General features: G+C 63.6%; 25 protein-coding genes. 9 read left to right on the forward strand and 16 right to left on the reverse strand.

The features are described from left to right. The first annotated feature begins 26 nt into the window (after positions 1 to 26). Positions 27 to 575: a CGNR zinc finger domain-containing protein gene (locus tag KNN17_RS03970; RefSeq protein WP_078107112.1), complete on the forward strand. Its 549-nt coding sequence runs from the start codon at positions 27 to 29 to the stop codon at positions 573 to 575. Between the two features lie 15 nt (positions 576 to 590). Here the strand turns inward: KNN17_RS03970 and KNN17_RS03975 are convergent, their stop codons facing one another. The 3 genes from KNN17_RS03975 to KNN17_RS03985 form a co-directional block, all read right to left on the reverse strand. Continuing rightward, positions 591 to 941 carry a hypothetical protein gene (locus tag KNN17_RS03975; RefSeq protein ID WP_078107111.1) on the reverse strand — a complete coding sequence of 117 codons (351 nt, stop codon included), beginning with the start codon at positions 939 to 941 and terminating at the stop codon, positions 591 to 593. A gap of 67 nt (positions 942 to 1,008) precedes the next feature. Next, complete coding sequence (locus tag KNN17_RS03980; RefSeq protein ID WP_372489622.1) at positions 1,009 to 1,563, reverse strand: hypothetical protein; 555 nt, start codon at positions 1,561 to 1,563, stop codon at positions 1,009 to 1,011. A gap of 9 nt (positions 1,564 to 1,572) precedes the next feature. Next, positions 1,573 to 2,916 (reverse strand): MATE family efflux transporter, encoded by a 1,344-nt coding sequence (locus KNN17_RS03985; protein ID WP_241707600.1) that lies wholly within the window; start codon positions 2,914 to 2,916, stop codon positions 1,573 to 1,575. Positions 2,917 to 3,009: 93 nt separating this feature from the next. Here KNN17_RS03985 and KNN17_RS03990 point away from each other — a divergent pair, with 93 nt between their 5' ends. The 4 genes from KNN17_RS03990 to KNN17_RS04005 all read left to right on the forward strand — a co-directional run bounded on the left by KNN17_RS03990 (position 3,010) and on the right by KNN17_RS04005 (position 7,817). Then, positions 3,010 to 3,978 (forward strand): acyl-CoA thioesterase, encoded by a 969-nt coding sequence (locus KNN17_RS03990; protein WP_241707601.1) that lies wholly within the window; start codon positions 3,010 to 3,012, stop codon positions 3,976 to 3,978. 775 nt (positions 3,979 to 4,753) lie between these two features. Then, positions 4,754 to 5,044, forward strand: a complete 291-nt coding sequence (locus KNN17_RS03995; RefSeq protein ID WP_241707602.1) for a lactococcin 972 family bacteriocin — start codon at positions 4,754 to 4,756, stop codon at positions 5,042 to 5,044. 236 nt (positions 5,045 to 5,280) lie between these two features. Further along, positions 5,281 to 7,140 (forward strand): hypothetical protein, encoded by a 1,860-nt coding sequence (locus KNN17_RS04000; RefSeq protein WP_241707603.1) that lies wholly within the window; start codon positions 5,281 to 5,283, stop codon positions 7,138 to 7,140. 29 nt (positions 7,141 to 7,169) lie between these two features. After that, positions 7,170 to 7,817: an ABC transporter ATP-binding protein gene (locus KNN17_RS04005; protein ID WP_241707604.1), complete on the forward strand. Its 648-nt coding sequence runs from the start codon at positions 7,170 to 7,172 to the stop codon at positions 7,815 to 7,817. Here the strand turns inward: KNN17_RS04005 and dnaB are convergent. Continuing rightward, positions 7,814 to 9,193, reverse strand: coding sequence for a replicative DNA helicase (dnaB, locus tag KNN17_RS04010; protein ID WP_184739940.1), 1,380 nt, complete (start codon positions 9,191 to 9,193; stop codon positions 7,814 to 7,816). The two genes, KNN17_RS04005 and dnaB, sit on opposite strands and share 4 nt — an antisense overlap. A gap of 628 nt (positions 9,194 to 9,821) precedes the next feature. Here dnaB and KNN17_RS04015 point away from each other — a divergent pair. Continuing rightward, positions 9,822 to 10,301, forward strand: coding sequence for a hypothetical protein (locus KNN17_RS04015; protein ID WP_241707605.1), 480 nt, complete (start codon positions 9,822 to 9,824; stop codon positions 10,299 to 10,301). Positions 10,302 to 10,304: 3 nt separating this feature from the next. Beyond that, entirely contained in the window at positions 10,305 to 10,880 is a 576-nt protein-coding gene (locus KNN17_RS04020; RefSeq protein ID WP_241707606.1) for a hypothetical protein, read from the forward strand. Between the two features lie 29 nt (positions 10,881 to 10,909). On the opposite strand, the gene KNN17_RS04025 is transcribed toward KNN17_RS04020, so the two are convergent. The 6 genes from KNN17_RS04025 to rpsF all read right to left on the reverse strand — a co-directional run bounded on the left by KNN17_RS04025 (position 10,910) and on the right by rpsF (position 14,350). Next, on the reverse strand, positions 10,910 to 11,536 hold the full coding sequence (locus tag KNN17_RS04025) for an FMN reductase (protein WP_241707607.1): 627 nt from the start codon (positions 11,534 to 11,536) through the stop codon (positions 10,910 to 10,912). A gap of 99 nt (positions 11,537 to 11,635) precedes the next feature. Further along, the gene (locus tag KNN17_RS04030) at positions 11,636 to 12,472 is read right to left on the reverse strand and encodes a PhzF family phenazine biosynthesis protein (RefSeq protein ID WP_241707704.1); all 837 of its coding nucleotides are present in this window, start codon (positions 12,470 to 12,472) and stop codon (positions 11,636 to 11,638) included. A 107-nt stretch (positions 12,473 to 12,579) separates the two neighbouring features. Beyond that, entirely contained in the window at positions 12,580 to 13,032 is a 453-nt protein-coding gene (gene rplI, locus KNN17_RS04035) for a 50S ribosomal protein L9 (protein WP_059388834.1), read from the reverse strand. 17 nt (positions 13,033 to 13,049) lie between these two features. Beyond that, positions 13,050 to 13,289 (reverse strand): 30S ribosomal protein S18, encoded by a 240-nt coding sequence (gene rpsR, locus KNN17_RS04040; RefSeq protein WP_003800144.1) that lies wholly within the window; start codon positions 13,287 to 13,289, stop codon positions 13,050 to 13,052. Between the two features lie 124 nt (positions 13,290 to 13,413). After that, positions 13,414 to 13,989 (reverse strand): single-stranded DNA-binding protein, encoded by a 576-nt coding sequence (locus KNN17_RS04045; protein ID WP_078107100.1) that lies wholly within the window; start codon positions 13,987 to 13,989, stop codon positions 13,414 to 13,416. 55 nt (positions 13,990 to 14,044) lie between these two features. After that, complete coding sequence (gene rpsF / locus KNN17_RS04050; RefSeq protein WP_028267876.1) at positions 14,045 to 14,350, reverse strand: 30S ribosomal protein S6; 306 nt, start codon at positions 14,348 to 14,350, stop codon at positions 14,045 to 14,047. A 260-nt stretch (positions 14,351 to 14,610) separates the two neighbouring features. Here rpsF and KNN17_RS04055 point away from each other — a divergent pair, with 260 nt between their 5' ends. Then, positions 14,611 to 14,949 carry a YnfA family protein gene (locus KNN17_RS04055; RefSeq protein ID WP_241707608.1) on the forward strand — a complete coding sequence of 113 codons (339 nt, stop codon included), beginning with the start codon at positions 14,611 to 14,613 and terminating at the stop codon, positions 14,947 to 14,949. Between the two features lie 137 nt (positions 14,950 to 15,086). Then, positions 15,087 to 15,758 carry a DUF1345 domain-containing protein gene (locus KNN17_RS04060; RefSeq protein WP_241707609.1) on the forward strand — a complete coding sequence of 224 codons (672 nt, stop codon included), beginning with the start codon at positions 15,087 to 15,089 and terminating at the stop codon, positions 15,756 to 15,758. A 1-nt stretch (position 15,759) separates the two neighbouring features. Here KNN17_RS04060 and KNN17_RS04065 read toward each other — a convergent pair whose 3' ends face one another. From KNN17_RS04065 to KNN17_RS04090, 6 genes are all read right to left on the reverse strand, one after another. Beyond that, complete coding sequence (locus tag KNN17_RS04065) at positions 15,760 to 17,061, reverse strand: M18 family aminopeptidase (protein WP_241707610.1); 1,302 nt, start codon at positions 17,059 to 17,061, stop codon at positions 15,760 to 15,762. A 54-nt stretch (positions 17,062 to 17,115) separates the two neighbouring features. Continuing rightward, positions 17,116 to 17,811, reverse strand: a complete 696-nt coding sequence (locus KNN17_RS04070; protein ID WP_078107096.1) for a response regulator — start codon at positions 17,809 to 17,811, stop codon at positions 17,116 to 17,118. After that, positions 17,808 to 19,094, reverse strand: a complete 1,287-nt coding sequence (locus tag KNN17_RS04075) for a sensor histidine kinase (protein WP_241707611.1) — start codon at positions 19,092 to 19,094, stop codon at positions 17,808 to 17,810. Before KNN17_RS04075 ends, KNN17_RS04070 begins: the two co-directional genes overlap by 4 nt. A 49-nt stretch (positions 19,095 to 19,143) precedes the next feature. Then, positions 19,144 to 20,034 (reverse strand): ABC transporter permease, encoded by an 891-nt coding sequence (locus KNN17_RS04080; protein WP_078107094.1) that lies wholly within the window; start codon positions 20,032 to 20,034, stop codon positions 19,144 to 19,146. Beyond that, a complete protein-coding gene (locus KNN17_RS04085; RefSeq protein WP_241707612.1) occupies positions 20,031 to 21,029 on the reverse strand; it encodes an ABC transporter ATP-binding protein in 999 nt (332 codons plus the stop codon). The genes KNN17_RS04080 and KNN17_RS04085 overlap by 4 nt, the downstream gene beginning before the upstream one ends. Positions 21,030 to 21,193: 164 nt before the next feature. Beyond that, the gene (locus KNN17_RS04090; RefSeq protein WP_241707613.1) at positions 21,194 to 22,690 is read right to left on the reverse strand and encodes a bifunctional phosphatase PAP2/diacylglycerol kinase family protein; all 1,497 of its coding nucleotides are present in this window, start codon (positions 22,688 to 22,690) and stop codon (positions 21,194 to 21,196) included. Between the last annotated feature and the right edge of the window lie 95 nt (positions 22,691 to 22,785).

Below are 22,785 nucleotides of genomic sequence, written 5' to 3' on the forward strand. Positions count from 1 at the left end.
ACCTCCGAGAGATGTAAGGAGTCAAAGTGCTTTTTGCACCTGACACTGAAGTGGCGCTTCGAAGTGTGGTCAATTTGATCAACACGGCTGCCAACGGCACCGAATCCCTCCCGGGTGTCGCCGAGCTCCATGCCTTCCTCGACGCGGAAGAATTCACTGGCGCCAGGGAAGGAAACGAGGCCGAATTAGCCAGCGTGAAGCGACTCCGGAGCCAGCTGGCTTCCTTGTGGACGGCCGATGAAGACGCGGCCGTGGAGACCGTCAACCAGCTCCTCATCGATGCGCGGGCCCTCCCCCAATTGGTCAAGCACGATCATTGGGATTGGCATTTGCACGCCACTACCCCCGAGGCGCCCCTCGCGGAGCGCATGGGCACCGAAGCCGCCATGGCGCTCGTGGACGTCATCCGCAGCAAGGAAATGGACCGCCTGCGGGTGTGCGCGGCAGACGATTGCGACGCCGTCGTGTTGGACTTGAGCCGCAACCGATCCAAGCTCTATTGCGATACCGGCAACTGCGCCAACCGGACGCACGTGGCCGCCTACCGGGCCCGAAAGGCATCGGGGACGGAGTGAGGGGAGTAAGACGGCCTAGTTGGCGTCGGGGGTTTCCGTTTCGCTGCCCGCATGGGGGGCCGCGGATCCGTGACTCTGGCCCGGCTTCCTGGAACTTAGGTTGACGCCCGAGCCCTTGCCGAGGTGCTCGGCGTTTTCCTTGTAGCTCATGGAAAGCATGGCGGCGAGGACGAGGCTCACAATGAAGGCGATGCCGCCACCGGTAAAGGCGAGGTCAAAGCGCGGAGTGCGGGCACTGCCGCCGGAGGCGAAGATCAGCACGGCGAAAAAGACCAAGACACCCCAAAACGCGGAGAACATCAGCGGTCCCTTAACCGAGGTCCGCATCTTGCGCGGCTCTCCTGGTTTCTGGTCAGCCAAGGTCATTCCTCCAATGTGGGTGCTGGCGCCATACGCGCCTTGAGAGTTCTACGCAGGGTAGAACGTACGACTACTAGTTTACGGCCTCGGCGGAGGGGGTTTGCCCATCGTGCCGCAGGCTCAACCCGGACAGCACCCACAAGACTCCCGAGATGATGGCGCCGCCGCCGGCGACGCCGAGAAGCGCGTGGGCTCCCAAGCTGATGAAGAACGGCAAGCCCACAGCAGTGCCGATGCCCACCACGCCGGAAATGATCCAGTCGCGCGCGAGCACGTGGCGTCCGCGCCGCCGGAATCCCTTGGCCAGTTCGAACGCCCCGAGCACCAGCAATCCCACGAGCGCTGAAACACCAACGCCCGTATCGGACTGCGTCATCAAGGCACCTACCCCTGCCAGGCCAACGAGGACGGCCGCCGCTGCCGGAATGCTCGCGGCCAGGAATGCCGCGCCCCCGGTTGCGAGCAGATAGAGCCCGGTAGCCCAGGCCAGAACGTGCACGGACGGCGAGCCCCAGAAGACAGTCACGGCTCCAAACACCAGCGCAACACCGGCGCGGAGAAGTACGGGCTTCCAGAGTCCGGTTGCCATGGGCGTGGATGAAGTCGCTGAAGAGGTGGGGAGAGTCACCAGTCCAGTTTAGTGCGAACCGAGGACCATCCATTTGTCAGACCGGGACCGCAGCCCCAAGGTGACCCCGCGGGCCGCCATGTAGCCCAGCGCGAACGCCACCCAGAGCCACACGAGCCCCGCCGCGCCGTCGGGCCTTGTCGCGTGGACTGCCGCCAAAAGCGGCAGATAGACCGCGAGGTTCACGACGCCGGCAATCGCCAAGTAGCGGGCATCGCCCGCACCGATCAGGACGCCGTCCAGAACGAAGACGTAACCAGCGAGGGGCTGCCCGACGGCGAGCACCCACAGCGCCGCGGTGAGCGCGGACTGGACGCCGGCGTCGGAGGTGAAGAGGAATCCCGCCCACGGCGCAGCCAGCGCGAGGAGCACACCGGTCACGACGCCGAAGCCCGCACCCCAGCGGATCATGGTGCGGGTGAGTTCGCGCGCCCTCGCCGGGCGGGAGGCACCGAGTTCCTTGCCGATAAGGGCCTGCGCAGCAATCGCCAAGGCATCCAGGGCGAAGGCAAGGAAGGAGAAGATCGTCATGGCGAGCTGGTGCGCGGCGAGGTTGACGGACCCTTGGGAGGTGACCACCAGGACCGTGGCCAAGATAGCCAGGCGCAGGCTGAGTGTGCGGAGCATGAGCCATGAACCCACGGTGGTCATCGTGCGGATTCCGCGCCAATCAGGGCGCAGCGAAACGCCGTGACGCCGGGCATTCCGTCCCACCATCACCAAATAGACGGCAGCCATGGCCCATTGCGCGATGCTGGTTCCGATGGCCGACCCAGCCACTGACAAGTGCAGCCCGTAGACGAGGATCCAGTTCAGGCCAATATTCGCGGCGAATCCCACTGTCGCGACGACCAAGGGGGTGCGGGTGTCCTGCAGTCCGCGGAGCACTCCGGTGCCGGCGAAGATCAGGAGCATGGCGACGAGTCCCGGCATGGACCAGCGCAAATAGTCCACCGCATATGTCCGCACCTCACCACTGGCGCCAAGCAGCCCCACCAGCGGCTCAGCCGCGAGGAAGCCCGCCACCGCCAGAACTGCACCCAGCAGCAAGGCCAGCCAAGCGCCGTCGCGGCCTGCGGCCAGTGCTTTGGCGAGTTTTCCGTCCCCGATGGCCCGCGCCACCGCTGGAGTCGTTGAATATGCCAGAAAGACCATAAGTCCGACCGCCGTGTACAGCAGGGTGGAGGCCAGTCCGACGCCGGCGAGTTGAGGCACTCCAAGGTGACCCACAATGGCGGAGTCGGCCAAGAGGAAGAGGGGTTCGGCGATGAGCGCCCCGAAGGCAGGGACAGCAAGGCGCAGGATCTCGCGGGCAGTGGAGGGCGCGGTGGGACGGGTCACTGTTTGGGGCACTTTCCCAGACTAGCGGGGGGCGCCGACACTGCCGACCCGGGTCCGCACCGTCATACAACGCGCCGGGATCCGCGCCGTCGATACACTCTCGTCATGAGCGAGCTTCCCTCCCACTCCGTCACGCTGCGGTTCCTTGCTTCTCCCACCGACGTCGGACACAGCGGGTCCGTCGACGCTGGCACAGTCCTTGAGTGGGTGGACAAGGCCGCCTACGCGGCAGCTGTTGGCTGGGCGAAGTCCTATTGCGTCACCGCATACGTGGGCAACATCCATTTCGCCGACCCGGTCAACAGCGGAGACATGGTCGAGGTCGAAGCGACCATCGTCTATACGGGCCGCTCTTCCATGCATATCCGGACCACCGTGTCCTCGGGCGACCCCAAGGGCGGCCCAGCCACGATGCGCAGCCAGTGCCTGGTGATCTTCGTTGCGGTTGGTCCCGACGGCCGCCCGGTTTCAGTCCCCCAGTTCGAGCCCTCGACGCCGGAGGAAGTCGAGCAGCGCGACAACGCCCTCGCGCGGATCGCCGTGCGGGAGAAAATCGTCGAAGCCATGAACGCGCAGGAATATACGGACGCCGGCACTGCCGAGCGCGTTGTTCTCCGCTTCATGGCGGCCCCCACCGATGTGAACTGGGGCGGAAAGGTCCACGGCGGCATTGTCATGAAGTGGATCGACGAGGCCGCTTACGTCTGCGCTTCACGGTATTGCGGCAAGGACACCGTGGCGGTGTTCTCCGGGGGCGTGCGCTTCTACCGGCCGCTCTTGATCGGCGACGTGGTGGAAGTAGAAGCCCGTCTCGTCTACACAGGCTACAAAGGCATGCATATCGCTGTGCACGTGCGCTCCGGAAACCCGAAGAGCCGTGAGATGAACCTGACCACGTACTGCCTCACGGTCATGGTGGCCAGGGATGAAACCGGCACGTCCGTACCGATCCCACCCTGGGTGCCGGAAACCGACGAGGACAGGCGCCTTCACGCCCACGCCCGCGAACTCCTGGAGATCCGAGGACGGGCTCCCGGAAACCGGATGCCCGATCATTTGCTCAACGGCGGGTAGGCGTTCCGCGAGGGTCTGGCGCCGCGACGTCCTAGGCCGCGCGGCTTCGCGCACGCCATGGGCCAGCTCGTCGCTGCGCGCAAACACTGCGCTAGGCAGGTCGGCACCCTCCAGCAATGCCGTCGCGGCACCCCCGGCGGCAAGCCGTGGGTCGTCGTCAGCGATCACGATCCGGAGACTCAACCCGGGCCTGCCGAATGGCCGCCAAGTATGGAGGACAGCGGTCCTCGTGCCCCTTGTAGCCCCGACCGGTGACGTAGGCGATCCGCGGTGCGAGCGGGAGGCCCCTGGGCGGGAACCCGTCAGACCTTGGGCTTGGGCGAGGCGTCGAAGTGATCCCATCTCGACATTGATCGGTTGGAATGAGGGTCACAAACGTGCTGGAAGATATGCGCTGATGACCAGCGGCCGCTCTTTGTTGCACTGTCCGATTGTGGCTGTCCAGTAGAGGAGGTACTTCCCGTGTCGCAGGATGCATCCAGCATGGGCGTCGAGCTTATTGGACCTTCGGCGCCTACCCTGCTCGATGCTGAGACGCCTGAGTGTGAAGGCAGGAACATGCTCCGCATTCTTTACGCCTTTACTTCGCAGTAATTGATTGCTTTCGGCAATAGTAATCTTGCTGTTTAAAACTTAGTAATTGTTGTTACCGAGTCGTTACTGATCTTGGGTTGAATGCTGGGAGTATCCTGATAGCTTTCTTTGTGGGGGATATATCTGAACGTTGACATTCCCCCCATCTCGCATTCGCATTAATAAATTCGGGGGAATTTGTATGAATCTGAAGAAGACGTTGGCAGGTATCGCGCTCACGGGTGCGCTGTGTTCCGTGGCAGGAGCTGCGGTCGCTGGCACCCAGTATCCCGCCGAAGGCGGCACGTGGAACTACGGCTACAACACCGGTATCTATTCCGATTACATGCACGGAAGTCGGTGCCATGGCTCATCGGTTCGGAACGACTGGGGCTACAACAGCAGTATTAATACCGCTGGCGGTTACTGGGCGAACGCTTGGCACTCCGGAAACATCTGGACACACAACTCCTGGTACTACCGGGTCTGCTAACCGGAAGGTATTCCTGCCTGGCTAATGGCCGCCCGGCGGACCTTCCACGTCCCGCCGGGCGGATTCCCCACCATTTTGAGGACCCGTCCTAAATGTTAAAGTTACTTGTACGAATTACCTCATTGGGCATAGCCGTGTTCTTGTCGGTGTTGGCAGGAATCTATATATCGACAGCCGAGGAAGCATTCCCCCGAGGTTCCGAATTTACGGCGAGCCTTGATTTCTCCCAAGTGCAAATGCCCAAAGCCCACGTCATTTCCGAGTTGGATTCACTGGCGGACGCAACAGGTCTTCACCTGGCCAAAGTCGTTGCAGATCCTGAGGACTTCTTCAATTCACGATCGCTGTACGCCTTCGGCAAGGAAGCGCCGCTGACCGCGCAGGAGCTTGAATGGTTCAAACCCGGCATGCATGGTCAGCTACGGTCCGCGCATGAACTCGGTACCGCCTCCCTGAGCGGCCCCTACGTCTACTCGGGGTCCGAGAGCGCGACGCTGCATCTGACGCAATGGCTGGACACCCACCTTGTGAAGCGCAACATTTCCGCAAAGGACACCGTCGGTGTCCTCCAACAGGCACTGTTGGGCACGGGCGCTTGGCTGACCTTCCTGACGTGTCTGGTCCTCCTCATTACCCTGGTGATCGCGTGGTACGTCCTGCGTGCCAAGGCACGCACACTGAAGGTCTTATGCGGTACCCCCGCCAGCAAGATCGTCCTCGAGGACCTCCTCTCCCTGTTCCGGGTCGTGGCGATTCCCGCGGTCGTCGGCGTCCTTGTAGCCCTTGTCGTCCTTACTGCCCAAGGCAAGGCCTCCTATCTGACCTCCTTCACGCTCACTAGCGCCGCGTTCCTAAGCTGCGCCCTGGCCATGATGGTCCTGTGTGCGCTGCTGGTGAGTGCGTTGACGTGGCCGTCCGTGGACGGTATCGCTTCGCGCCAGCCTCCCGAGAGACATTTCCAGCGGATCAGCGAACTACTCAAGGCAGCGACCCTTGTCTTGGTGACTGTGACGCTGCCCGTCGTCGGAGCATCCATCGCCGAGGCGACGAACCTTTCAAACCAAGGCGCCCAGTGGGAGGTCTTGAAAGACCAGGTCTCACTGCGCGTAGGCGTCCGTTCGGATGCCGAGTTTCAGAGCCGGCAAGCAGAACTGCACAACCTTGCCGACGCCGCTTCCAGCACCGGCAAGCTGACCCTTTCCTACGCCATCAAGCCCGAATACCTTGTCAGACAGGACGAGACCGGGTCGGCCGACCTCGGCGGCTACGACGGAGTGGTCATCGCAAATCCCAACTACCTCAAGGCGATCTCGCCGCTCATCGCTTCTGATCCTTCCACGGGCGACCCGCTCGGGGCGCAAGGTACGAAGGTTTCCTTCGATGAACTCCCGGCAACCCTCAAGGACTATCTGACCAGACAGTTCCCACTGTGGAATCGAGCCGGCGACAACCTCAACGGGCTGGACCAGTCGCTCCAAATCTACCGATACACGGGGCAGCAAGAATTCCCTGCACTTGCGCCCGTTCTTGGCGAGATGACCCATTTCCGGAACCCTCTCGTCATCGTCGTGGCCGACCCCGCCAAGACTTTCAACAACAGCACCATCGGCGGCTTCCTTACCACGGCGAATCTCACCTTCAACGACGCAGGCTGGGTCCGTGACTACCTCGCCGGACATTCCCTGGGGAGCGTGGTTCTCTCGGTGGACCGCATTTCGGACGCCGCCCTCTACAACAGCCAGCTCCAAAACCAGTCCGCGGGCATGAAGACACTATCCTTCACCCTGGTCCTCCTCGCACTCACCATGAGCACTGCGGTTTCGGCCCTCGTCTACGCCCTCTCCAAAGCCCGGCGCATCTTCGTGCAACGCACTTCAGGCTGGACGTGGCTCAAATCCCTCACCCGCCGCCTGGCGTGGGAGGGCGCGCTGGCCCTGGTGCTGGCAGTCGCCATGTACTTCACCCTCGGCGCCGGCGCCCGTCCGGACGTTTGGTGGGCCTTGATCGCCGTCCCGCTCTATGTGCTCATCAGTCTCACCATGCATATCAGCTCGGCACGAGGAGTGTTCAGACGGCTCCTTTCCCGGGCAGCCTGACCGCCACCACGACCATTCGAAAGGTTCTCATGGACATCAAAGCAGACAATGTCACCGTCACCATCGAAGGAAAAAAGGTCTTGGACGGACAAAGCGCCCACGGCCTGCCTGGAAAGACTCTGGCGCTGATCGGGCCTAGCGGGTCCGGAAAGACCACCCTTCTCAACGTTCTCGGCCAACTCCTCCGCGTCGATGGTGGCCGCGTAACCGTCGGTGGGCAAGACGCCACCAAATGGGATGACCGGCGCAGGCGCCGCTTTTGGCAGCAACACGCTGCGTTCGTCTTCCAGGATTACGGGCTCATTGACGAAGAATCAGTCGAATACAACGTCGCCCTCTCACATCTTTCACTCCTCGGACTTCAGCGGCGCCAGAAAGCCGCCGTCGGGGAGGCGCTCGAACGAGTAGGGCTCACCGGCCGCGGCAAGGAGAAAGTATCAACCCTCAGCGGCGGCGAAAAGCAACGCGTCGGCCTGGCCCGGGCGATGTTCCGCTCCGCCGACATCATTTTCGCCGACGAGCCCACCGCGTCCCTCGACTTGGATAACCGGAACCTCGTCACAGGCTTCCTCCAGCAAGAGGCCGCCCGCGGCGCCGCTGTCGTTATTGCCACCCACGATGAGGCCCTCATGAACGCCTGCGACACAACACTTCGACTAGGACTCGAGCGGAGCTAGAACCCGCCGCCAGTCTCGCCGGCCATGTTGGCGAAGCGGGAGTAGTGGCCCTGGAACGCAACCACGATGTCCTTGGTGGGACCGTTACGGTGCTTGGCGATGAGGATGTCGGCCTCGCCGGCACGGGGAGACTCTTTGTCGTAGACGTCTTCGCGGTGTAACAGGATGACCATGTCCGCGTCCTGCTCGATGGAGCCCGATTCACGCAGGTCCGAGACCATGGGCCGCTTGTCCTGGCGCTGTTCGGACCCACGGTTGAGCTGCGAGAGCGCGATGACCGGAACCTGGAGCTCCTTGGCCAACAGCTTGAGCGCACGCGAGAATTCGGAGACTTCCTGCTGACGGGATTCCACCTTCTTGCCGGAACTCATGAGCTGGAGGTAGTCAAGGATCACCAGTTTGAGGTCGTGCTGCTGCTTCAGGCGGCGGCACTTGGCCCTGATTTCCATGAGGGACATATTGGGGCTGTCATCGATGAACAGAGGGGCGTCGTTCATGCGTCCCATGGTGGTGGCGATCTTGGACCACTGTTCGTCCTTGATGGTGCCCTTGCGCAGGTCCTGGAGGCCAATGGTGGCTTCCGCGGACAGCAGGCGCATCGCGATTTCGTTGCGTCCCATTTCCAGGGAGAACATCACGGTGGCGAGGTTGTTCTTGATCGCGGCGGAACGGGCGAAGTCAAGCGCGAACGTGGACTTACCGACGGCGGGGCGCGCGGCGATGACGATCATCTGGCCCGGGTGCAGACCGTGCGTGAGCTCATCGAGTTCGTAGAACCCGGTGGGGACGCCCGTCATGCCTTCTCCGCGGTGGCCGGATGCCTCGATCTCGTCAACGGTGGATTCCATGACGTCCTTGAGCGCCACGTAGTCTTCCGCAGTACGGCGTTCAGCCACGGCGTAGATCTCGGCCTGGGCCTGGTTGACGAGGTCTTCCACCTCTCCGTCCTGGCCGTAGCCCATCTGGACGATCTTGGTGCCGGCGTTGACGAGCCTGCGCAGGACAGCGCGCTCAGCCACGATTTCTGCGTAGTAGCCGGCGTTGGCCGCCGTAGGCACGGTCTGGATGAGCTCGTGCAGGTAGGCGGGGCCGCCGATCCTGTTGATCTCGCCGCGTTTGGTCAGCTCATCGGACACTGTGACGGCGTCGGCGGGTTCGCCGCGGCCGTAGAGATCGATGATGGACTCGTAGATCGTTTCGTGGGCCGGACGGTAGAAGTCGTGGCCGCGGACAATCTCCACGACGTCGGCAATGGCGTCCTTGGACAGCATCATGCCGCCGAGAACCGATTGTTCAGCGGGAATGTCCTGGGGAGGTTTGCGGCTGGCGTCCGATGTCCGGCCGCCCTCGATCGAATCCAAGTGCGTAACTGACAAAGCCGTCCTCCATTTGTACCGCGGCAGATAACTGTTTCCGGCGGTGCGGTAGGCCAATGCCCCGGTATGGGTTGCTCCGACCGCGCCGTTGATGCCGGCTGGTCCAAACTGTCCCTCAAGGCACCGACAATTTTGGTTTCCCCGAGATTTCCACAACTTATCCACAGACGGGTCCGCGGGCGCGCTGCTTACCGACAGCACCAACGCGCAGTCCATGAGAAACAGGGGTTTTCCAAGTACCTAAAGCAGGTACTCAGCCACGTTAGCCCTGCTTTTCCGGGGCACCAAGCCGGGCCTGTGGATAAAGTGTGGAATACGTACCCCTACTTGTGCACAGTCTGTGCATGACCCTGTGGAAAGAGAAATTCTTTTGGCCGCAAATAGCCTCTGAGCTGGGAAAACGTTTTTCGTTGCATGTGGAACAAAAGTATTTTCTTCAGCGGATCATCCACAGGCCTATATGCGCAATCCACACCCGGCCCCGTACCCAACGGCCCGGAGGGCCGTAAATATGCCAGAAAAGTGATACTCCCCACAATGCCTTCCGGAATTTGACAGACGGCTCTCAGAAGCTATGCCAAAGCAGGAATGTGCTGTGGATAACTGCGTTCTGACATAAGCTCTAGGTATGGGTTTCACTGTGGGGGATGTACTGCTGGTCGCAACGCCTGTTGTCATCCTTGTGGCTGTGATTTGGGCCCTGACGGCGGCATTCAAACCACGTAACTCCGGGTTGTCCGACGCTGAGCGCTATCAACGGGAGCTGGCTGTCCGCTCGGCAGCCCACCAGGCCGCCCAAGTGCAGGCCGCAACGGCGGCACGCGCCCGCATCGATGCGTCCACCAGGCCGAGCCAGAACGCGCAGCAGCAGTCCCAGCAGGACAGCCAGTCGCGGGCGGCACTAAGGGCGCAAGCCGGGGCAGGCCCGGGGGTCGGCCAGGCAGGCTACAACACCCCTATCCTGCCCAACGGGCAGTTGAACCCACAGTTCGCCCTGCAATTGCAGGGCATGGTCCGCAGCGGGCAGAAGATTCAGGCCATCAAGCTCCTGCGCCAGCAAACCCACTCGGACTTGTTGACCGCCAAGAACTATATAGATCGGCTTTAGCGCATGTCATCCCTACTTGTTCCGGTCTTGATCCTGGCGGCCGTCGTCGTCGGGGTGCTCTTGATCAGCCGCGTCCTCTCCCGCCGCTCCGCGGAGCTCCGCGGCACTGCCGCCACGGACAAAGCGGCCGTGGACCCTGTCGAACTGGCCCGCGAGGCCGCTGCGAAGCTCACGGAAGATCAACACCGGCAGTTGTACTCCCTGATCGCCCAAGGTCAGGCCATGGCGGCCATCAAGCTGTACCTCAGCGCCACCGGAGAAGGCCTGCGCGCCTCACGGGACGCCGTCGGCGCCCTTGCGGCGCACCCACAGCCTTTCCGCAAGCCCGAACCGGCCCCGCAGGACCTCATGCCTGACGACGACGAACCAGAGCACTTCCCGTACCGTTACCGCGCAATCGTCAGCAAGGGCGACGTGACACGCGAAGTGAGCAGCAACATGCTCAACGACGAGATCTACGGACGGATCCGCACCCTGGCCAAGAGCGGCGACGTCGAAGCGGCAGCCTTGGCCCTCACCAAGCATTCCGACATCAGCATGAAGCAGGCCCGGGAGTTCATCGAGCTGCTGGACGACTAGCGCCAGGAGCGTGCGCAGGCCAGGCTCGGCTAGCGTCCCGCGGTGATCCCCGCGAGCAGCTGCTCAAAAGGCAGGGATTCCATCGCGTCCGCCTTGCGGTGCGGCTGTTCGCCGCTCAGGAGCCGGGCCAGCTCGCCCGCCGCCCGGTCCACGCGGACCGACAGCGGCGACGCGCCGTCGTCGGTGTTTCCCCAGTCCTGGGGTCCCGCGAAAACCGACGTCTGCGTGATCCGGGTGCGGAGGTAGGTGAAGAGCGGCCGCATGGCGTAGTCGAGTACCATCTGGTGCCGATCGGTGCCGCCCGTGGCACCGAGAAGGACCGCTTTGCCGTCCAGGGACTTCGGGTCCAGAACGTCGATGAAGGACTTGAACAGACCGCTGTAAGACGCGCTGAAGACGGGCGTGACGGCGATAATGCCATCGGAATCCTCGACGCCGGCGATCACCTCCGCGAGGCGCGGTGCGGCATAGCCGGTGACGAAGTTGTTGGCGATATCCACCGCCAGGTCCCGGAGTTCGATGACATCCACCCGCACCTCGTACCCGGCATCCCGTAGCTGGCGCTTGGCGGACGCGGCGAGCTGGTCTGCAAGAAGCCTGCTCGACGACGGTACGCCAAGTCCGGCGGAAAGGACGGTTATGCGGCGGGTCTCCATGGCGATCTCCTGTTGCTGGGCGGTTCGATGGCTTCAAACCAGAGTACATGCGTTTGCATCTATACTCCCAAACCGTGGCCCATCCCCTTTTATTCCCTGCTACAGACGGACGGTCCCCTGGATGCACATGACCGAGCTTCCACCCACCCAGATGTCGCCGTCTTCCGCTTTGACGTGGATGCGTCCCGCCCGGCCCAGCGCCGTCCCCTGCGCGGCGAGGTATTGCTCCGGTGCCCGGCCGCTGCCGATCAGCCACTGGGCAGCCCCGGCGTTGAAGCTTCCCGTGACCGGGTCCTCCACCATGGCGTCTCCGGGAATGAACGTCCGGACTTCGAAATCGACGCCGGCACCCGCTTCATGGGGACCGATCACGCCGACCTTCAGATCCCCCAACGCCGCAAGGTCAGGCTCAAGGCCCAGGACCTGCTCAGCCGATTCGAGCAGCACACCGATCCATTGCGGGCCGTTGACCAGCCAGGAGGCATCCAAGAGCGCCGCTTGGGGCAGGCGGAGTCCGGCGGCCAACTGTTCCATGATTGCCTCGCCCACGGGCCCGGAGCGGGTCAGCGGCGGCGCCGCGAAGGCGAGCCGGCCGCCGTCGAGCTTTACCTTGACCAATCCTGCGCCACATTCCTGGACAAGCATCCCGTCCTGTTTCGGCACTCCGCCGGCCGCGAGCCAAGCGTGCGCCGAGCCGAGCGTCGGATGTCCCGCGAAAGGAAATTCCTCGCTGCCCGTGAAGATCCGGACGCGGTAATCGGCCATGGGGTCGCTCGGCGGCAGCAGGAAGGTGGTCTCGGACAGATTGGTCCAGTTGGCAAAGTGCTGCATCTGCCCGGCGCTGAGCCCCTCAGCATCGACGACGACGGCAAGCGGATTGCCGAGGTACGGCACGTCCGTGAAGACATCCACTTGCGAGAAGGGCCTGGTGCGCATGGTTTCAAGGTTCACCGCTGCAGGCTACCACCGCATACCCGGGAGCAAAGCAAAGGACCCCCGCCTCCGGAAACCGGGAACGGGGGTCCTTCGAGCTATGTCAGAGACTACTTCCCTGCAACGACCTCGAGGTCGATGACAGCGGAAACATCCTCGTGCAGGCGGACGTTGGCCTGGTACGAACCAAGGGACTTGATGTGGTTCGGCAGTTCAACGTTGCGCTTGTCGATGGAGCCGAGGCCAGCGGCCTCAACTGCAGCAGCGACATCAGCCGGCTTGACGGTGCCGAAGAGACGACCGGACTCGCCGGCCTTCACTACGAGCTTGACCTTCTTGGAAGAAAGCGCAGAGGCCTGGGCCTGTGCAGCTTCAACCGAAGCGTGGGCACGAGCAGCGCGGGCAGCCTTGATGGACTCAACCTGCTTCTCGCCACCCTTGGTCCAGGTCAGAGCGAAGCCGCGGGGCAGCAGGAAGTTACGTGCGTAACCGTCCTTGACCTCGACAACATCGCCAGCAGCACCGAGACCGGTTACTTCGTGGGTCAGAATGAGCTTTGCCATGTTAGTTAATCCCTTCCTTAGCCGCGGCCAGCGCCGGAGTAAGGCAGCAGAGCAACTTCGCGGGCGTTCTTGATTGCCTGGGCGATTTTGCGCTGTTCCTGCACCGTGACGCCAGTGACGCGACGGGCGCGGATCTTTCCGCGGTCGGAGATGAACTTGCGCAGCAATGCTACGTCCTTGTAGTCGATGACGGTGATGTCAGCGGCCTTCAAGGGGTTGGACTTTGGTTTGGGCTTACGGAGTTCAGCCTTAGCCATCGTGGAGCTCCTTTTCTATGGAGCCCGTGGAATGGATCCACGGGATGGTGGTGCCCGACGGCGGTCGCCACCCGGGTGCCTCGCGGCACGTCGGCGGGTTCCGGCGTCGAGCTTTTATGGGTGTTTAGAAGGGAGGTTCGGAATCCGGGCCGTTGCCCCATCCGCCCGCATTGCTGACGCCCGGGGTAGCCCAGGGGTCTTCCTGCGGTGCGGATTGGCCGCCGCCCCATGTTCCGCCGGAGTTGCCGCCCTGGTTTGCACCAGCGCCGCCACCTCCGAAGCCGCCGCTGTTGTTGCCGCCGCCGAAGCCGCCCTGGCCACCCTGACCGCCGGAGCGCTGGGTGCGGTTGACCTTGGCGTTGGCGTAACGCAGGCTCGGGCCGATTTCATCGACTTCGAGCTCGATAACGGTGCGCTTCTCGCCTTCCTTGGTTTCGTAGGAACGGCTCTTCAGGCGGCCCGAAACGATCACGCGCATGCCCTTGGTGAGGGATTCGGCGACGTTTTCGGCTGCTTCGCGCCAGACCGAAGCGCGGAGGAACAGGGTTTCCCCGTCCTTCCACTCGTTGGACTGGCGGTCGAAGGTCCGGGGAGTAGAAGCGATGGTGAAGTTCGCTACCGCCGAGCCTGACGGTGTGAACCGCAGTTCGGGGTCATTGGTGAGATTACCGATGACCGTAATAGTGGTTTCGCCTGCCATCTACTGCCTCCTTGTTCGTTCCTGCGGGGTAAAGAATGAAAGCTTGGAGCTGAGATTACTCAGCAACGACCTTCTGCTCTTCGGGGCGGGTGATCTTGGTGCGCATGATGGTCTCATTGAGACTCAGCTGGCGGTCAAGTTCCTTGGCGGTTTCCGGCTTGGCGGTGAAGTTCACCACAGCGTAGATACCTTCGGACTTCTTCTTGATGTCGTAAGCGAGGCGACGGCGGCCCCAGATGTCAACCTTCTCGATGGTTCCACCATCGGTGGTGATGACATTGAGGAACTTCTGAAGCGACGGCTCTACGGTACGCTCTTCGACCTCGGGGTCGATGATTACCATCAATTCGTAAGGACGCATATGTGAACCCACCTCCTTTGGGCTAAGCGGTTACGGCATTTCCGTAACAGGAGGTTCATTTGCGATGAACAGTGCTGGTGACCGCTTCCAGAAGCGGAAGCAGGGCGCAGCACAGACTTCAATATCTTAGTCTATTTCCCGTGTCTAAGCCTATTCGGCGTGTCGACAAGGTGGAATGAGCCGCATCGCCTATGTGGATAACCCAGGTATGTGGATAACCCGCGTGGAACGGCGACGCCAGGCTCAGGCAGACTGAACCCATGACCGTCCTCAAATCCGTCGCGCTCTTTGTCCTCGCGGCCATCGCCGAGATCGGCGGGGCCTGGCTCGTGTGGCAATCGATCAGGGAGGCCAAACCATGGTGGTGGGCAGGCCTGGGGATTGCGGCGCTGGGCATCTACGGCTTCGTGGCGGCGTTCCAGCCGGACGCACACTTTGGCCGTGTCCTCGCAGCATACGGCGGGGTGTTCATCGCCGGATCATTGGCTTGGGGAATGCTCCTTGATGGATTCCGACCGGACCGCTGGGACATCATCGGCGCCCTGATCTGCCTTCTGGGCGTCGCCGTCATCATGTTCGCGCCCCGGCCGGGCAGCTAAGCCGTCACGCCGCGCAACTTTCGGGACCGTCCGACGTCGGGATCTTCAGGTTTTCCGGGACGCGGCTCCCCACAGGCTGCCAAAAGTCTGCGTGGCGTGACGCCGGAGCCCGCAGTCGGGCGTGCCATGATCGGACTATGAACGCCGCAGCAAAGAACCAGCGTCCGAAGTCTGCCCGTGCCAAACGCTCCCGATTGCGATTCGGGCTCATGCTCCTCACCGGCATTGCAGCTGCGGTGGCGACCGGGATCTGGGGTCAGTGGATCTACGCGCCGGCCGCGGGTTGGGCAGTGGCAGCGGCGGTCTACAACATTTCCGTGTGGACGGTCATCACCCCGATGAAGGCCGATCAGACGAGAACCCATGCCAGGGAGGAAGATCCGCGGCGCTCCACCGCCGATCTTCTCATCCTGTGTGCCGCCGTCGGCTCCCTGGCAGCCTTCGTCCTGGTAATGCTGGGGGCCAAGGATGCGCACGGTCTCGACAAATTCATGCTCGCCCTGCTGGCCCTGGGCGGTGCGGTGGCGTCGTGGCTCCTGGTGCACACCCTCTTCACGCTGCGCTACGCCGAGGTGTACTACACGTCGGATCCGCCCCAAGGCATCGAATTCAACCAAAAAGAACCGCCGCAATACACGGATTTCGCCTACATGGCGTTCAGCCTCGGGATGACCTACCAAGTCTCGGATACGTCGATCACCACCAGGGCAATGCGGTCTGCAGCCTTGCGGCACAGCCTGCTCGCCTACGTTTTCGGCGTCGGGATCCTCGCCACCACCATCAACCTCGTGGTGAGCCTCGCATCCTGAGCTAGATTGCCGTGCGGAAGAACAACTCGGCCACCGTGGCCAGGTGGCGCGGGTCCTCAACGCCGCATAGCTCGCGTGCCGAGTGCATCGACAGAAGAGGCACTCCGACGTCGACCGTCCGGATCCCCAGGCGGGTAGCCGTCAGCGGGCCGATGGTCGAGCCGCATGGGACGTCGTTGTTGGAAACGAACTCCTGGTAGGGGACGCCCGCGTCGCCGCACAGCCGCGCCCAGAATGCCGCGCCGGTAGCGTCCGTCGCGTAGCGCTGGTTGGCGTTGATCTTGAGGAGCGGTCCGCCGTTGAGGATGGGACGGTTGGCGGGATCGTGCCGCTCGGGGTAGTTGGGGTGGACGGCGTGGCCGGCATCCGCGGAAACACAGAACGACGCCGACAACGCCTGGCGCCGTTCACTCACCGTCGCGCCCAATCCGTCGGAGATCCGGGTGAGGATGTCTTCGAGGATGGGTCCGCAGGCGCCTGAACGCGAGGCGGAGCCGATTTCTTCGTGGTCGAAGGCGGCCAGGACCGCGATGGGGCCATCGGCCGGCGCTCCCGAGGCGGAGTGCGCAATGAGGGTCGCGAGACCGGCGTGTGTCGAAGAGAGGTTGTCGAGGCGTCCCGAAGCGAAGAGCTCGCCTTTGGCACCGAACTGCTCAGGCGCCTGCGTGTCCGCGACCACGATGTCATAACCGCCGATCCGCGCCGGATCCACGGAAGCCCCGGCCACGGAGTCCGCCAGGATGGCCAGGACGTCCGCGCTATCGGGATCACCGAGGCCGAACACCGGGTTCATGTGCTGTTGCTTGTCCAGCGTGAGGCCGTCATTGACGGCCCGGTCCAGGTGGATGGCCAACTGCGGAAAACGCAGGAGCGGCCCGGTAGCCGTGAGGTGCTGGGTGCCGTCCATCATCACGAGCCGTCCGGCGAGCCGCAGCTCACGGTCAAGCCAGGAGTTCAACAAGGGACCGCCGTACACCTCCACGCCCGCCTGGAGCCAGCCGAATTTGCCCGTTGTCGGCTTGGGCTTGAGCTTGAAGGACGGAGAATCCGTGTGGGCGCCAAGGATGTTGAATGCGGTGGTGGCGGTGGCGCCTTCCGGTGTCACCCAAGCGATGAGGGCGCCGTCCCGGATCACGTAGAAGCTGCCCGCGCCGCCTTCCCATGGCTGAAGTTCATCAAGGGCCGTGAAACCGGCCACATCGAGCCGGCGCGCGGCCTCGTGGACGGCGTGAAAGCTCGACGGCGATGCGCTCACATACGCGCCGAGGTCCTGGATGTGTTCTGCAGCGGAGTTCGAAGGCATGGCTCCGAGTCTAGCCGCGGCCGCGGATGACGCCGGCCACGCAGTATCCGCGTCCTAATAATCCGGATTGCTCGGGATCACGAGCCCTGTTTCGTACGCGTAGACCACCACTTGGACCCGGTCCCTTAAGTGCAGCTTGGTGAGGATCCGCCTTACGTGGGTCTTGACCGTGGCCTCGGACAGGAAGAACTTGTGCGCGATTTCCGCGTTGGACAGCCCTCCGGCGATCGCCTCGAGCATCTCGGTTTCGCGGGGCGTCAATTCTTCGAGCAATGGATCGCGGGGCTGCGCCGTGGGCTGGCCGGGCACACGGCCTCCGCGGACGTAGGTCTCCAGAAGCCGCTGGGTGACCCTCGGAGCCACCACGGCATCGCCGCTCGCCACGAGCCGGACGCCCTGGACGAGCTCGGCAGGCGCAACGTCCTTGAGCAGGAAGGCGGAGGCGCCTGCCTGCAGGCCGGAGAACGCATATTCATCGAGGTCGAAAGTGGTCAGGATGATGATCCGGGCATTGGAGGCCGAAGCCGTGATCCGCCGCGTGGCTTCGATTCCATCCATGGCAGGCATCCGGACGTCCATGAGCACCACGTCCGGTTCCAGTTCCGCCACCTTCCGCACAGCCTCGGCGCCGTCCGACGCTTCGCCCACCACCTCGAGGTCGCCTTCGCCTTCCAGGATGAGCCGAAATCCCATGCGCAGCAGGGGTTGGTCGTCCACCAGCAGAACCCTGGTGGGAGCGTTGTCACTCATGATTTCACCTTGTCGCCGTTCCACTTCAGTTCCGCATGGACACGCCACCCGCCGGGAGTGCCGGGACCGGCATCCACGGATCCAGCATAAATTCCCGCACGTTCACGCATCCCCGCGATTCCCTGGCCCGTTCCCAGCGCCGCCTCTTCGGTTCCCGGATCCCGGGAGCCCCGGCCGTCGTCGAGCACGTCGATGGTGACCGAGTCGCCCTCCCGCACGATCCGCACCTCCACTTGGCTTAAGGAGCGCCCGTACCTGAGCACGTTGGTCAGGGATTCCTGCACGATCCGGTACACGGTGAGTTGGAACGCCGGGTCTTCAGGAAGGGCTGGTCCCGTGTGCGAATAGTGCAACGGCAACCCCGCCGTCCGGAATCCATCCAGCAGCTTGCTCAGGTCGTGCCCGGAAACCAAGGGCTCCAGCGGCGCCGACCTGGGAGTGTCGTCCCGCAGCACGCCGAGGACGCGGCGCATATCGGCCAGCGCAGTCCTGCCGGTGCGGGACAGTTCGCCAAGCACCTCGCCGGCGCGCTCCGGATCCTTCTTGACCACGACGGCGGCGCCGTCCGAGAGGCTGATCATGACCGTCAGGGAGTGGGCCACGACGTCGTGCATCTCCCGGGCGATCCGGTTCCGTTCGGTGACCGACCCCAGGCGGGCCGTGCGGGCTGCCCACGCCCTGATTTCGCTCTCATGCTCACGTCGCTGCCGAACGGAAATGCCGATGCCGGTGGCGATCAGGTTGGACAACAATATGCTGACCGCGGCCGCGATGTTGCTGATGAGGTGGAAGTTCTCCGGAATCGCCTCTCCATTGGACGGGGCAACCGGGCTGGTCCACATGAAAAGGTACACGAGGGTCAGCGGCAGGCTTGCGGCGCCAAACACTATCAACGCGAAGGTCCGCGCCCTCCCCACGGCCACGGAATATAGCGCAAACCATAGTCCCGCCGAGACGTTCGAACCCCATGGATTCAGCAGCGTCACAGCCACTTCGAGGACCGCAACGGCCGCAGTGACACTGAGCGGATTGCGGCGCCGAAGGAACAGGATGGCGGCGATGGCAACGAGGAGCAGTGCGGCGAACCACTTGCCGTCCACGATGGAGCTGATGAACGTGGCCAGTGCCAGCAACGAATAGCAAAGCACCACCACCGCGTCCATGACCCGCGGGTGCTCGAAGAGATAGCGGCGGATCCTGCCACGGCGGCGCAGCGTGATTTCAGCAAAGGACGCGTCGGCTCCGTGGGCCGACGCGTCCTGTGCTGGCAACTCTTCACTCATGGCTTGAGCCTAGTGGCCTTGCCTTGAGCGGGTGTCCCTGAAGTGCGAATCAGACGTCGCGCTTCTTGAGGGCAATGAGGGCAGGAACCATGAACAGGATGACGTAGCCGAGGAACACGAGGCCGCCCGCCCACGGATCCAGGGTGCCGTCTACGTGGCCGATCGACAGGAAGCGGCCACCGGCCTCGCTGGGCAGGTACTGCGGGACGTACTTCCAAAAGTCACCGGGCGCGAGGCTGAGGAACTGGCCGGCGAACGGGAGGACGAACATGATGCCCACCAGGACGGTGATTCCGCCGGCCGGGTTCTTCAGCAGTGTTCCGAGGGAGAGGCCGATCAGCGCAACACCGGAGACGTACAGGCCGCCGGTGAAAACGCTGTAGAGGACGCCGTCCGTGTTCCAGCCGAGGTCAAGGGAGAAGTTGGCGAACATGGGTGACGCCAACAGGAAGGTCACCACGCCGGCCACGACCGACAGGACGTAGGAGACCACAACCAGGACCACGGCCTTGGCGCCGAACGTGGAGAGCCTGCCCGGAGCCGCGTTCATGGTCGACCGGATCATGCCGGTGGCGTACTCAGAGGCGATGAAGAGTACGGCCAGCGATCCCATGACCAGGATGCCGATGTTGAGTCCGGCGTTCGGCAGGTTGTACAGGCTGAACCCCGATCCGGGAGGGAAGGAGTCAACGGCCTGCTGCACCGTTTCCTTGTGACCCTGCCGGCCGACTTCGACCATCTGGTTGATGAAGTTCCAGCGGACCAAGGCGGACAGCAGGCCGATGCCGACAATGGCCACGAAGGTCAGGACCAACAGGAGTTTCGTGCTCATGAGGGTCCGGAACTTGATGGCTTCGGAGTTCAACACCCTGAGGAAAGTGACGCCACCGGTCCCGGCTGACGGGACCGCATGTTTCTTGCTGACGGTGGTGGTGCTCATGACTGGATCCCTTCCATGGTGGCAGCGGGGGTGGCGCCGACGCCGGCGGGGTTTGCGTCCAGCGGCCCGCCTGGTGCCGTCGGTCCACCGGTGATGTGCGAGTGGTACTCCACCTCGTCCTTGGTCAGCTGGAAATAGGCCTCTTCCAGCGACGACGTGAGCGGCGTGAGCTCGTAAACCAGCACCCGGTTGTCGAGGGCGAGTTCGGCGATGCGGAGCGGCTCCACCCCGTATACCTCCAGGGTTTCCCGTTCGTTCTGTTCCACGCGGACACCGTCGCGTGCCAGCAACTCGGACAAGCGCGTCGTCTCCGAGGTACGGACCAAAGTGCGCTTGCGGGACTGGCTCTCGATCAGCGCATCCACCGTGGTGTCGGCGATGATCTTGCCGCGACCGATCACAATGAGGTGGTCCGCGGTCTGGGCCATCTCGGACATGAGGTGGCTGGAGATGAAGATGGTCTTGCCCTGGCTTGCCAGGTAGCGTGCGAGGTTCCTGACCCACTGGACGCCTTCGGGATCGAGTCCGTTGACCGGTTCGTCGAGGATGAGCGTCTGGGGATCACCGAGGAGTGCGTTGGCGATGCCAAGCCGCTGGCCCATGCCGAGGGAGAACCCTCCGGCCTTCTTCTTGGCTACCGCGGTGAGGCCGGTCATCTCGATGACTTCCTCGACGCGTGAGTTCGGAATCCCGTGGGTTGCGGCCATGGCGCGCAGGTGGTTGTACGCGCTGCGGCTGGTGTGCACCGCCTTGGCATCGAGCAGCGCTCCCACTTGGTGGAGCGGGGCTTTGTGCTGGGAGTAGTGCCGGCCGTTGACGATGACGTCGCCCGAGGTCGGGCGGTCCAGGCCCATGATCATGCGCATGGTGGTGGATTTGCCGGCGCCGTTCGGGCCAAGGAAGCCCGTGACTTTCCCGGGCTGTACGGTGAAGCTGATTCCGTCCACGGCTGTCTTTGCGCCGTAGACCTTCCTCAAGCCTGTTGCCTCAATCATGGAAGCGTTCCCTCCGCTTGCTGCAGCTAGGTGGTGACTGTAGGTACAACGCTAGCTACCGGGAGGGCCGAATTCGCCGGTCTCAGGGATGATTCAGGGGTCACTCAGGGTAGTCCCTATGGATGACTCCGGCTTGGGCCAGGGATCCCACCGCTGGGAAAGCATTAGTAAAGCGGTGAATACACCCGTAGCGCCCGGCGCTTCACGGTGAAGTCGGCGGTCCGCACGCCGGGCAACGGCTCGCCGTCGACCGCGATCACGAGCGGTTCTCCGGACGCCTCGATCCTGAGCTCCGCCGCTTCGCTGAGATGGGTGACTTTGGACGTGTCCACGGTTCCGGTGAGGACCGCCCACAGCAGACGCAACCGTGCGAAAGGCTCATCGGCCGTCACCATGCGGATGTCCAGCACCCCGTCGTCGAGCACGGGACGGGTCAGCGGCGCCAGGTCCCGCGGGTAGTAACGGCCGCGGCCCAGGTAGAGGATCCACAACTTGTGGGGGACACCGTTGATCCGGAGAGTGGTGGGCCGTGCCGCGCCGAACGTCCGCAAGCCGGCGACGAGTCCCGCCAGGGGCTTCCCCAAGGCGGGCTGCAGCCGTTCGCGTCGTCGCACCAGGTTGGGGTAGACACCGACGCTCGCGGTATTGAGCATGATGAGTTCGGCGGTTTCGTCCTTGCCGTCGATGCCGCGGCCCGCGCTCACATGGCCCAGGTCCGTCCATGCTGCTGCTCCCGTTTTGGCAGCCTTGAGGGCCCCTTCGAGGGATCGGGCATCCACGTCGCGCGCGAAATGGTTGAGCGTCCCGCCAGGCAGCACCAGCAAGGGCAGATCGTGCTCGACGGCGGCGGCAGCGGCGGCGCCGACAGTTCCGTCACCACCCCACACGCCCAGGGCCTTCGTCCCGGGGCGCCCTGCCGCGGCCCGGACTTCGGCAACTACATCGTCGCCGTCGGAAATCAGTCTTATATGCGATTTGGGGAATATTTCCCGAAGCTGGGCCTCGGTCTCCGGCGAGTAGGAACCGCCAAGTGCGTTGACCACAATGCTGAGCCCCTCGCCGTCGCCGACTGCAGGCGCGTCGGCCGGTGAACGGTCCGTGTCCGGAACCGGGGGCCGGGCAGGCCACCACTTTCGCGTGAGCAGCGCCGCTCCTGCGCCGATTGCCGAGCCGAGCATCACGTCGGAGGGCCAGTGGGCGCCGGTATGAACCCTGGAATACGCCACACCTGCCGCAACCGGAGCCAAGGTCGCTCCGAGGCGGGGGCTCACCAGCGCGACGCCAAGAGTGAACGCAACCGCGGACGCCGAATGGCCCGAAGGCATCGAGGAGCTTGTGGGTTGCGGATTGACAAACCGGAATGCCGGAAGGAGTTCGGGCAATGGACGCGTCCGCGGAAGAAGCGCCTTGAACCCGAGATTGGTGACCGCCGACGCAATGCCGAGGGCCAGGAGTCCGTGGATCCCTGCGTTGCGGGGCTTCCCCGGAAATGCCGCACAAACGCCAGCCACGGCAAACCAGAGCTTGCCCTTGGTTGCGGCCCGCGAGAGGGTTTTCCACACGTCGTCATGCGGGCCTTCCGGCCACCGCGAGACCGCCCGGACCGCCGCCCGATCCAATCGCGCTATCCGGTCCGGCCCCCATCGCAGCATGCTTCGCATCCCACCAGACTATCGGCGGGTCGGATAGTCTGGTGGGATGGCCGGTGGTCATTTACCCGTGCACGCGTCTCGCAGCCCCCCGCGGGCATGGCTCA

This window comes from Arthrobacter bambusae (genome assembly GCF_022606295.1).
GTDB lineage: Bacteria > Actinomycetota > Actinomycetes > Actinomycetales > Micrococcaceae > Arthrobacter > Arthrobacter bambusae_A.